Source organism: Luedemannella flava, assembly GCF_039528515.1.
GTDB lineage: Bacteria > Actinomycetota > Actinomycetes > Mycobacteriales > Micromonosporaceae > Luedemannella > Luedemannella flava.
Genome location: NZ_BAAALT010000243.1, coordinates 1 through 10,509, shown reverse-complemented (window position 1 = coordinate 10,509; position 10,509 = coordinate 1). Strand labels below are relative to the sequence as shown.

Genomic DNA, 10,509 nt, shown 5'->3' with positions numbered 1-10,509 from the left:
CGGGCAGCCAGCCGAGTTCCTCGTCGCTGGGCCCCTCCTCGGGACGGCCGCCGCCGCGACCCCACCGGCCCCGTCGACCGCCCGGCTCCTGCGTCACCGCCGCTCCTCCCTGACCTCTTGGTCGCCCTCGCCCCGTACCACCGTACGCAGCCTGGTCACGCGCTCGGAGAGCGCTCGCTCCCCGCCGTGCCCAGAGGGACGGTAGTACTCCCGGCCCGCCACGTCATCCGGTGCGTACCGCTGCGGCACCACGCCGCGCGGATCGTCATGTGGATAGCGGTATCCCGCGCCGTGGCCCAGACCACGCGCTCCCGCGTAGTGGGCATCGCGCAGGTGCGTGGGCACCGGGCCGGCGCGGCCCGCCCGCACGTCGGACATCGCCTCGTCGATCGCGGTGATCACGGCGTTCGACTTCGGCGAGGTCGCCAGGTGGATCACCGCCTGGGCGAGGTTGATGCGCGCCTCGGGCAGGCCGACGAACTCCACCGCCTGGGCGGCGGCGCCGGCGGCGAGCAGCGCGGTCGGGTCGGCCAGGCCGACATCCTCGCTCGCGAAGATCATCATCCGGCGGGCGATGAACCGCGGGTCCTCCCCCGCGACCAGCATCCGCGCCAGGTAGTGCAGCGCGGCGTCGACGTCGGAGCCGCGCATGCTCTTGATGAACGCGCTCACCACGTCGTAGTGCGCGTCGCCGTCACGGTCGTAGCGCAGGGCGGCGGTGTCCACCGCCGTCTCGGCCGTCGCCAGGTCGACCTCGTCGCGCCCGGCCGCCGTCGCACCCGCCGCGGCGGCCTCCAGGGCCGTGAGCGCCTTACGCACGTCACCGCCGGCGAGGCGTACCAGATGATCTTCTGCCTCGGACGTGAGGGTGACCGCCCCACCCAGGCCGCGCGGGTCGGCGAGCGCGCGGCGCACCAGGCGGCGCACGTCGTCGTCGGTGAGCGGCTTGAGGGTCAGCAGCACGCAGCGCGACAGCAACGGCGAAATGATCGAGAAGTACGGGTTCTCCGTGGTGGCCGCGAGCAGCGTGACCGTGCCGTCCTCGACGGCCGCGAGCAGCGAGTCCTGCTGGGTCTTGCTGAACCGGTGGACCTCGTCGATGAACAGGATCGTGGCCCGGCCGCCGGTGCGCCGCACCCGGCGCGCCTCGTCGATGATGGCCCGCACGTCCTTCACGCCGGCGGACAGGGCCGACAGGGCGGCGAAGCGGCGGTCGCTGGAGCTGGCCACCAGGTGGGCGATGGTCGTCTTGCCGGTGCCGGGCGGGCCCCAGACGATGACCGAGGTGAGCGTGCCGCCCGCGACGAGGCGGCGCAGCGGCGCGCCCGGGGCGAGCAGGTGCTCCTGCCCGACCAGCTCGTCGAGGTCGCGCGGGCGCATCCGGACCGCGAGCGGGGCGTCCGGGCCGGCGAGCGCCTCGACCAGCGCCCCGCGCGCCGGCGCGGGGCCGGGCGGAGGCTCGAGCGTGAAGAGGCCGTCCGGATCCATTGCGCGAAGACTACCGGCTGTGACCGACAGCGGCGCACGGCCGCCTGTCCACGGACAGCGGCCCGGCCGCCCGCGTGAGGCGGGCGGCCGGGCCGATATGACGGGCCTGGCTGCGGGGGTTCAGCCGGGCCCGGGCCTCCGGCCGCGGTAGTACCGACGGCCCCAGGCACCCGCGCCCGCCAGGTGCAGGGAGATGCACAGGAAGGCGAGGATGGTCAGGAAATCCATGGTGAGAACCGGACCGAGGTCCGTCTTGGCGAGCTTGAGAATCAGCTCGATCGCGAAGATCACCGCGGCGATCACGGCGAACATGTGTGCCTCCCGGGGGATGAGTGAAGGACGACACACAGGTACCCATACCGCCTGAACTTCAATCGCGCGCCGTTTACCGTCGGTACATGCTGGAACGCGCCCAGACCCTGGCCGGACGCCACGCCGCGCGGGCGGCCGTCGCGGACATAGCGCCGGACGCCGCCGTATACGCGAGGCTCACGATGGGTGATGACGATGTGACGGCGTGGCGCGTGGACGACGCGCTGCTCTGGTCGGGCGCCGGCCCGTGGGGGCCGGTGGTGTGCGCGCTCGGGTCCCCGTCGACCTGCCTCGCGTTGGCCCGCGCGGTGCTCGACGCGGGCGCCGTCGTCCGGCCGCGCTGGGTCCACCTGCCGCGTACCGCGACCAGCGACGTCGCGGCGCACCTGACGGTCACCGCCCAGGACGACTGGGACTTCCGCTGGGTCGCCGCGGCCGTGCCCGCGCATCCCGCCGAGTCGCGGGTCGTCCGGCTGCACGACGCCGACCTGCCCGCCGTCGAGGCGCTGCTCGCCGACGCGTTCCCGTCGACCACCACGCGACCGGGCGATCCCCGGGTGCTCGGCTGGTACGGGATCCGCAGCGGCGACGCGCTGGTCGCCGTGGGAGCGGACCGCAGCCGGGGCGGGGTGGGGTTCCTCGCCGGCCTCACCGTGGCCACGGACCGTCGGGGCGAGGGCCTGGGCACGGCGCTCACCACGGCGATGACCCGGTCGCTGGGCGCCCGGTACGGCGACGTCGGCCTGGGCGTCATAGCCGACAACCTCGCGGCCAGCCGCCTCTACGCCCGCCTGGGCTTCACCGCGACGCTCACCCGCAGCTCAGTGGCACCCGCATGCGGTCTGCCCAAAGCCAGCTCCCTCAACGGCGTCGGACACGGCCAGGCCGGGTAGGTGGCGCCGGGCGGCGGGTACGCCAAGGTCGGGATGCATGGTGGTGGTGGTCCGTGGAAGATCTTGGGACGGAACACGCGGATATCCGCGTGTTCCGTCCCAAGATTGATTGGGGTGATCGATAAGTGGGCGACATATCGGATATCGGTGACCGGGTTCCTGGCGGCGGGCGCTCAGGCCTTGCGGAACAGTTCGCTTACGCCGCGCAGGTGGGTGGTCAGGAGCGCCTCGGCGCGGGAGCTGTCCAGCCGGACCTCGGCGGGGCGTTGCAGGCCCGAGTCCGCGATCGTGCCCACCGGCATGTCGGTCGCGTCGAGGCCGTAGTGGGCGGCCACCAGGCGGCCCAGCTCCGGGCGGGTCACCGCCTCGGGGCCCGCGACGTTGATGGTGCCGCGCACGTCCGAGGCCGCTAGTTCCACCACCGCGCCCGCGAGGTCCTCGACCGCCAGCGGACAGCGGATCTCGTCGCTGAACAGCGCCCCCGGCACCTTCCGGCCGATCAGGTCGAGGCACAGCTTGACCTGTTTGGACGCCGCGTCGCCGATGATCAGGGAGGTGCGCACGAGGACGGCCGCCGGGTCGATCGCCTTCACGGCCGTCTCGGCGGCCGCCTTGGACGCGCCGTAGACGCCGACCGGCGTCGGGGTGTCGCCGTCGAGGTAGGGCTCGGGACGGCCGCCGTGGACCGCGTCGGTGGACATGTGCACCAGCCGGGCGCTGACCCGCGCCGACGCGACCGCCACGGCGGCGGCCCCGTCGGCGCTGACCCACCAGTCGCCGAAGACGTAGGCGGTGGAGATCACGACCTTGGGTCGCACCCGCCCGACCAGCGCGGCCACGGCCGCACTGTCGCGGATGTCGAGCGGTTGCCAGTCGATCCCGTCAGTAACCCCGGGACCCCGGTGGTACGTCCCGACGACGCTCTCGCCCGCGTCGACGTAGCGGCGCGAGACCTCCCCGCCGAGGTGCCCGGAGGCACCCACGACGAGGACGGTCACGAGCTGTGCTCGACGGGCACGGCGCCGCCCGCGGTGCCGGCGGCCGCCGCCGGGGCCTTGGGCTTGGCGTCCACGCCAGCCTCCAGCCGCTGCTGGGCGGTGATCGGCGTCGGCGCGCCCGTCAGCGGGTCGAAGCCGCCCCGCGTCTTCGGGAACGAGATGACCTCGCGAATGGAGTCGGCGCCGGCGAGCAGCATGCAGACCCGGTCCCACCCGAGGGCGATGCCGGCGTGCGGCGGCGGGCCGTACTTGAAAGCCTCCAGCAGGAAGCCGAACTTGTCCGCGGCCTCCTCCGGGGAGATGCCGAGCAGGTCGAACACGCGCCGCTGCACGTCACCACGGTGGATTCGGACGCTGCCGCCGCCGATCTCGTTGCCGTTGCACACGATGTCGTACGCGTAGGCGAGCGCGTCACCCGGCGCGGTCTCGAAGCTGTCGAGCCACTCGTCGTTGGGCGAGGTGAACGGGTGGTGCACGGCCGTCCAGCCGCCCGCGTCGTCGGGCTCGAACATGGGCGCGTCCACGACCCAGCAGAACGCCCACGCGTCCTCGTCGACGAGGTTGGCCCGCTTGGCGATCTCGATGCGGGCCGCGCCGAGCAGCTCCTGCGCCTCGCGCCGGTCGGCGCTCGCGGCGAAGAAGACGGCGTCGCCGGGCTTGGCGCCGACCGCGTCGGCCAGGCCGTTCAGGTGCTCCTCGGACAGGTTCTTGGCGACCGGGCCGCGGGCCTCGCCCGTCTCGGCGTCGAGCACGACGTAGGCCAGGCCCTTCGCGCCGCGCGCCTTGGCCCAGTCCTGCCAGCCGTCGAGCTCCTTGCGCGACTGCGCGGCCCCGCCGGGCATGACGACCGCGCCCACGTACCCGCCGGCCATGATGGCGGCGGAGAAGACCCGGAACTCGGTGCCGTGCAGGTACCGGGTCAGGTCGGTCAGCTCCACGCCGTAGCGCAGGTCGGGCTTGTCCGAGCCGTAGCGGGCCATGGCGTCGTGCCAGGTGATGCGCGGGATGGGCAGCTGCACCTGGTGCCCGCCCAGCTCGCCCCACAGCGCGGCGACCAGCGCCTCGCCGAGCTCGATGATGTCGTCCTGGGTCACGAACGACATCTCGATGTCGAGCTGGGTGAACTCCGGCTGGCGGTCGGCCCGGAAGTCCTCGTCGCGGTAGCAGCGCGCGATCTGGTAGTACCGCTCCAGGCCGGCGACCATGAGCAGCTGCTTGAACAGCTGCGGCGACTGCGGCAGGGCGTACCAGGTGCCGGGCTGCAGGCGGACGGGGACGAGGAAGTCGCGCGCGCCCTCGGGGGTCGACCGGGTCAGCGTCGGCGTCTCGATCTCGTTGAAGTCGCGGGCGTGCAGAATCTCGCGGGCGATCTGGTTGGCCCTGCTCCGCAGGCGCAGCGCCTTGGCGGGGCCGGAGCGGCGCAGGTCCAGGTAGCGGTACTTCAGGCGGAGGTCGTCACCGGCCTCGATGTGGTCGTCGACGGGCAGCGGCAGCGGCGCGGCCTCGGAGAGCACGACCAGCTCGCTGACCGTCACCTCGATCTCGCCCGTCGGCAGCTCGGGGTTCTCGTTGCCCTCCGGCCGCTTCTCGACCTTGCCGGTCACCTTCACGCAGTATTCATTCCGCAGCGCGTGCGCGTCGTCCTCGTTCCGATTGAGATCCTGGTCCTCGATCGCTTCCGCTCCTCGGAACACGATCTGGACGATCCCTGACGCGTCCCGCAGATCGATGAAGGTCACCCCGCCGTGGTCGCGGCGGCGGGCCACCCAGCCGGCGAGCGTCACCGTCTGCCCGGCGTCCGAGGCGCGCAGGCTGCCGGCGGTGTGCGTACGGATCACGGTCGTCTCCTCGTTCGTGGCGTGCTCCGGCATTCTTTCACCGCCGCGTCGACGGCGGACGCGGGCCGCCCGATCCGGCCCTCACCGGCCCGGATGTCCGCGTGAAAACCGCCCAAACCGGGTAGGACTGGAGATGACGCCGACACGAGGAGACGACCATGCCCGAGTACGAGCAGTCCGGCACCGTGACCGCCCCGCCCGACCAGCTCTTCGCCTACCTCGCCGACGTGCACCACCTGCCCGAGTACTTCCCTCACATGACCGCCGCCGAGCCGGCCGGCGGCGAGGATGTGCACGTCGAGGCGGAGGTGGAGGGCGACCACCAGGAGGCCGTCGCCTGGTTCCACGTCGACGAGGAGGAACGGCGCATCGAGTGGGGCTCGAAGTCCGGCCCGTACCACGGGTGGATGCAGGTGGACGGTGTCGACGGTGGCTCGCTGGTCACCATCCACCTGCATCAGGAACACGAGACCGACTCGGAGGCCGACCTGGCCCAGGCCATCGAGACCATCCAGGCCCGTGCCGGCGCCCCGGGCTGAGGCGCCGGCACGGGACGGAACTCAGCTGGGGATGACCCAGGAGTCGACCGTCAGCGTCACGTTGTCCCGGGCCACGCCCGCGATCTGGACCCTGGCGAGCCGCCAGTCCACGCCGCTCTCGACCGAGGCCGCGAAGGACGAGATCACGCACAGCACGGTGGCCCGGCGGGCCGGGACCTCCTGGTCGGGGCCGAGCGGAACGGTGCGGATCTTCTCGTTGCACTCCGTCGGCGACATCGTCGGCGTGCCCGCCATGCTGCCCGTGACACTGTTGGTGAGCCGGAAGTACGGGGTGTTGCCGCACGGGTAGAGCCGGAGCTCGGCCGCGTCGGAGGAGACGCCCACCCGGGGCTCGTGCAGGTCGATGTACATGTAGCTGCACCCGGCCAGCGGGATCGTGAGCGTCTCGTTCGTGTACTTCGCCACGTAGTTGGTGCCGTCGTCGAGCGTGGGCTGCACGGTGGAGATCGGCTGGCCGACGGCGGACGTGGGCGCCGGATCGGCCGGCGCGTCGGTCGGGGCGCCGCCACCGCCGCCGCCGGGGGTGTCGACCGTGGGCTGGACCTGCGTACCGCCCCGCGACCCGCCGGCGAGGGCGATGTCGCGCGCGTCGCCGGCCTTGTCCAGCGCCTGCCAGGCCAGCACTGCGGTGCCCAGGGAGACCACCAGCGCGAGCACCGACACCGCGATCGCGATGGTGGCCCCCGGCCCACGCAGCGCGGGCGGGGCGGGCGGCGCGGCCGGCGACGACGGCTGACCGGGCGGGTAGACCTTGCCGCCGGCCGGCTGGCCCGGCGCCGACGGACCGGCAACCGGTGCCTGCGGCGCCGTCGCGCCGCCGACGACCGGCGCGGACCCGGCGACCGACGCGGACGCGGTGACCGGCGTGGACCCGGTCGACGGCGGGGAGATGGGCGCCGGCGGGGTGGCCGAGGGCCGGGCCGGGTCGTACGGGTTCGGCGCGGTCAACACGAACCTCCAGGGGATCCGGAAAGGAATGGTCGCGTGCGGACGGTCCGCAGTAGACGATCAGCGGCGACGAAGGCGTGACAGTATCGCCAACCGGCGGCCCGTCGAGCTATCACGAATCCGTCAGCGGGCCAGGGACGTGACGGCGTGGCTCAAACCGACCATGATGGACCCCTCGCCCCCGACCGAACAGGTACACCCGTGTCCCAGCCCACCACCCCGCCCGCGCGCCGCGGCCTCCCGCTCGCGAGGATCGCGCTGATCTGCGGCATCATCGTGCCGGTCCTCGGCCTGCTCATCCAGGCCGGCAAGTGGCTCTTCCCGGACGGCCTCGGCGGGCGCCCCGACCCGGAACCCACGAAGGAGGCCGTGATCGGCGGCACTCCGGCCGCGCCGCAGAGCAACGCCGTCGTCGCCACGGGCGCGGCGGCCACGACGTCCGCCGCGCCGGCGGTCACCGCCGCCGCGGACGGTCGCGCGCGGCTGGACTCGCTGACCCGCGACGCCGGCCAGGTCGCCAAGCTGCCGCGCGCCTTCGCCGGCAAGGCGGGCTTCGACGGGGCGGTCACGGTCGCCTGCCCCAGCAACGAGTCGGACCAGCCGGTCCGCGAGGTCACCTACCTCCTGCACGGCCGCTATCTGGACCTGTCCGCCACGATCCAGCCGTCCTTCGCGGACCCGGACTTCCGCGGTCAGGTCACGGTCGACGGCGTGTGGCGCAACCCCGACGGCACCGTCACCCGCCGCACCGTGGGCGGGGCCACCACCGACGGGCGGGCGACCGCGGCCCTGGCAGGCGCCCTGGACGTCGAGGGCGCCGAGAAACTGGTCCTGGTGGTGGACTGCGACGTACCGACCGGCGTGGTGATCATCAAGGACGGCCGCCTGACCCGGGTGTCATAGCTTCCTCACATCGGTAACGTCGCGGCAACATCATCGTGCCACGATCTCCGCGTGTTTCTGAGCAAGCACGAGCAGGAGCGCCTGCTCATCTACGTGGCGGCCGAGGTCGCCGAGAAGCGGCGCGCCCGCGGCCTGAAGCTCAACTACCCCGAGGCCGTCGCGATCATCACGGCGTTCCTGCTGGAGGGGGCGCGCGACGGGCGCACGGTGGTCGAGCTGATGGAGGCCGGCCGGCACGTGCTCACCCGCGACGACGTGCTCGAGGGTGTCCCCGAGATGCTGCCGGAGGTGCAGGTGGAGGCCACGTTCCCGGACGGCACCAAGCTGGTCACCGTGCACGGGCCGATCGCATGATCCCCGGCGAGATCCTCTTCGGCGACGGCCCTGTGTCGATCAACGATGGTCGGGCTGAGCTGACGCTGACCGTCGCGAACACGGGTGACCGGCCGGTGCAGGTCGGTTCGCACTACCACTTCGCCGAGGCCAACCCGGCGCTGGAGTTCGACCGCGCGGCCGCCCGCGGGCACCGCCTCGCGATCCCCGCCGGCACGTCGGTGCGGTTCGAGCCGGGCATCCCCCGCGAGGTCACCCTGGTGCCGCTGGCGGGGGCCCGCGTCGTGGCCGGCCTGCGCGGCGCGGTTTCCGGTCCGCTCGACGGGAGTTCTTCGTGAGTACGTTGGACCGCGCGCGATACGCCGCCCTGTACGGCCCGACGACCGGTGACCGGATCCGGTTGGCCGACACGAACCTGTTCATCGAGGTCGAGCGCGACGACTGCGCGGGCGGCGACGAGGCGGTGTTCGGCGGCGGCAAGGTGATCCGCGAGTCGATGGGGCAGGCGCGCGCCACCCGCGCGGAGGGCACCCCGGACACGGTCATCACCGGCGCGGTGATCCTCGACTACTGGGGCATCGTCAAGGCCGACGTCGGCATCCGCGACGGGCGCATCGTCGCGATCGGCAAGGCCGGCAACCCCGACACGATGGACGGCGTGCACCCCGACCTGGTCATCGGCCCGAACACCGAGATCATCTCGGGCAACGGGAAGATCCTCACGGCCGGCGCGATCGACTGCCACGTGCACCTCATCTGCCCGCAGATCGTCGACGAGGCGCTCGGCGGCGGCATCACCACGCTCATCGGCGGCGGCACCGGCCCGGCCGAGGGCACGAAGGCCACCACGGTCACGCCCGGCTCCTGGCACCTGGCCCGGATGCTGGAGGCGATGGACCCGTTCCCGGTGAACGTGCTGCTGCTCGGCAAGGGCAACACGGTCTCCGAGGAGGCCATGTGGGAGCAGTTGCGCGGCGGCGCCGGCGGGTTCAAGCTGCACGAGGACTGGGGCACCACGCCCGCCGCGATCGACGCGTGCCTGCGCGTGGCGGACGCCTCGGGCGTGCAGGTGAACATCCACACCGACACGTTGAACGAAGCCGGCTACGTCCAGTCGACGCTGGAGGCGATCGCCGGCCGGGCCATCCACGCCTACCACACGGAGGGCGCGGGCGGCGGGCACGCGCCGGACATCATCACCGTCGCGAGCTTCCCGAACGTGCTGCCGTCGTCGACCAACCCGACCCGGCCGTACACGGGCAACACCCTGGCCGAGCACCTCGACATGCTCATGGTGTGCCACCACCTGAACCCGGCGGTGGCCGAGGACCTGGCGTTCGCGGAGAGCCGCATCCGGCCGTCCACGATGGCCGCCGAGGACTACCTGCACGACCTGGGCGCCATCTCGATCATCGGGTCGGACGCGCAGGCCATGGGCCGGGTGTCCGAGGTGGTCAGCCGCACCTGGCAGACCGCCCACGTGATGAAGGCCAAGGTCGGCGCGCTGCCCGGCGACGGCGCGGCCGACAACACCCGGGCTAGGCGCTACGTCGCCAAGTACACGATCAACCCGGCGATCACGCACGGCATCGAGGGCGAGGTGGGCTCCGTCGAGGCGGGCAAGCTCGCCGACCTGGTGCTGTGGGACCCGGCGTTCTTCGGCGTACGGCCGGCGGTCGTCGTCAAGGGCGGCATGATCGCGTGGGCGCAGATGGGCGACGCGAACGCGTCCATCCCGACGCCGCAGCCGATCCTGCCCCGTCCGATGTTCGGTGCTTTCGGGGTCGCCCCCGCCGCCACCAGCCTCGCGTTCGTGGCCCCGGCCGCGATCGAGGACGGCCTGGCGTCACGGCTCGACATCCGCCGGCGCCTGTCGCCCACGCTGGACGTGCGCCAGCGGGGCAAGGCGGACCTGCCGCTCAACGACGCGATGCCGTCGATCGAGGTGGACCCGGACACGTTCACGGTCCGCATCGACGGCGAGGTCATCGAGCCGTCGCCGGTCACCGAACTGCCCATGGCCCAGCGCTACTTCCTGTTCTGATCATGCACGCCGGCCTCGCGACCCTGCTCGTCCTCGCGGACGGCCGGCTGCCCAGCGGCGCGCACGCGCACTCGGGCGGCCTGGAGCCGGCGGTGTCGGCCGCCCGGGTCGCGGACCTGGACGACCTGGCCGCCTTCCTGCGCGGCCGCCTGGCGACCGCCGGCCTCGTGGCGGCCGCCTTCGCGGCGGCGG

The 10,509-nt window shown here is 73.0% G+C and carries 11 protein-coding genes and 1 pseudogene; 7 read left to right on the top strand and 5 right to left on the bottom strand.

The window, feature by feature from the left end; genetic code table 11:
• Positions 1–93 precede the first annotated feature (93 nt).
• Both ABD211_RS28070 and ABD211_RS28065 read right to left on the bottom strand, forming a co-directional pair.
• On the bottom strand, positions 94–1,488 hold the full coding sequence (locus ABD211_RS28070) for a replication-associated recombination protein A (RefSeq protein ID WP_344138348.1): 1,395 nt from the start codon (positions 1,486–1,488) through the stop codon (positions 94–96).
• Between the two features lie 120 nt (positions 1,489–1,608).
• Positions 1,609–1,800, bottom strand: coding sequence for a hypothetical protein (locus tag ABD211_RS28065; protein WP_344138346.1), 192 nt, complete (start codon positions 1,798–1,800; stop codon positions 1,609–1,611).
• 86 nt (positions 1,801–1,886) lie between these two features.
• Here ABD211_RS28065 and ABD211_RS28060 point away from each other — a divergent pair, with 86 nt between their 5' ends.
• Positions 1,887–2,693 carry a GNAT family N-acetyltransferase gene (locus ABD211_RS28060; RefSeq protein ID WP_344138344.1) on the top strand — a complete coding sequence of 269 codons (807 nt, stop codon included), beginning with the start codon at positions 1,887–1,889 and terminating at the stop codon, positions 2,691–2,693.
• A gap of 173 nt (positions 2,694–2,866) precedes the next feature.
• Here the strand turns inward: ABD211_RS28060 and ABD211_RS28055 are convergent, their stop codons facing one another.
• Both ABD211_RS28055 and aspS read right to left on the bottom strand, forming a co-directional pair.
• Positions 2,867–3,691: an SDR family oxidoreductase gene (locus tag ABD211_RS28055; protein WP_344138342.1), complete on the bottom strand. Its 825-nt coding sequence runs from the start codon at positions 3,689–3,691 to the stop codon at positions 2,867–2,869.
• The gene (gene aspS, locus ABD211_RS28050) at positions 3,688–5,529 is read right to left on the bottom strand and encodes an aspartate--tRNA ligase (protein WP_344138350.1); all 1,842 of its coding nucleotides are present in this window, start codon (positions 5,527–5,529) and stop codon (positions 3,688–3,690) included. Before aspS ends, ABD211_RS28055 begins: the two co-directional genes overlap by 4 nt.
• A 158-nt stretch (positions 5,530–5,687) precedes the next feature.
• Between aspS and ABD211_RS28045 the strand changes: the two genes are divergently transcribed.
• Positions 5,688–6,068, top strand: a complete 381-nt coding sequence (locus ABD211_RS28045; RefSeq protein ID WP_344138340.1) for an SRPBCC family protein — start codon at positions 5,688–5,690, stop codon at positions 6,066–6,068.
• A 21-nt stretch (positions 6,069–6,089) separates the two neighbouring features.
• On the opposite strand, the gene ABD211_RS28040 is transcribed toward ABD211_RS28045, so the two are convergent.
• Entirely contained in the window at positions 6,090–7,040 is a 951-nt protein-coding gene (locus ABD211_RS28040; RefSeq protein WP_344138338.1) for a hypothetical protein, read from the bottom strand.
• A gap of 198 nt (positions 7,041–7,238) precedes the next feature.
• On the opposite strand from ABD211_RS28040, the gene ABD211_RS28035 reads away from it, so the two are divergent.
• From ABD211_RS28035 to ABD211_RS28015, 5 genes and pseudogenes are all read left to right on the top strand, one after another.
• Positions 7,239–7,940, top strand: a complete 702-nt coding sequence (locus ABD211_RS28035) for a hypothetical protein (protein WP_344138336.1) — start codon at positions 7,239–7,241, stop codon at positions 7,938–7,940.
• 51 nt (positions 7,941–7,991) lie between these two features.
• Positions 7,992–8,294: an urease subunit gamma gene (locus ABD211_RS28030; protein ID WP_344138334.1), complete on the top strand. Its 303-nt coding sequence runs from the start codon at positions 7,992–7,994 to the stop codon at positions 8,292–8,294.
• Positions 8,291–8,611, top strand: coding sequence for an urease subunit beta (locus ABD211_RS28025; RefSeq protein ID WP_344138332.1), 321 nt, complete (start codon positions 8,291–8,293; stop codon positions 8,609–8,611). Before ABD211_RS28030 ends, ABD211_RS28025 begins: the two co-directional genes overlap by 4 nt.
• A complete protein-coding gene (locus ABD211_RS28020) occupies positions 8,608–10,317 on the top strand; it encodes an urease subunit alpha (protein ID WP_344138330.1) in 1,710 nt (569 codons plus the stop codon). Before ABD211_RS28025 ends, ABD211_RS28020 begins: the two co-directional genes overlap by 4 nt.
• A gap of 2 nt (positions 10,318–10,319) precedes the next feature.
• Positions 10,320–10,509: pseudogene (locus tag ABD211_RS28015) on the top strand (urease accessory protein UreF); the annotation flags it as partial.

Excerpts from the sequence above, each read along its gene's own strand:
- ABD211_RS28045 (WP_344138340.1), top strand. The coding sequence starts at position 5,688 with ATGCCCGAGTACGAGCAGTCCGGCACCGTGACCGCCCCGCCCGACCAG.
- ABD211_RS28065 (WP_344138346.1), bottom strand. The coding sequence starts at position 1,800 with ATGTTCGCCGTGATCGCCGCGGTGATCTTCGCGATCGAGCTGATTCTC.
- ABD211_RS28060 (WP_344138344.1), top strand. The coding sequence starts at position 1,887 with ATGCTGGAACGCGCCCAGACCCTGGCCGGACGCCACGCCGCGCGGGCG.
- ABD211_RS28070 (WP_344138348.1), bottom strand. The coding sequence starts at position 1,488 with ATGGATCCGGACGGCCTCTTCACGCTCGAGCCTCCGCCCGGCCCCGCG.
- ABD211_RS28025 (WP_344138332.1), top strand. The coding sequence starts at position 8,291 with ATGATCCCCGGCGAGATCCTCTTCGGCGACGGCCCTGTGTCGATCAAC.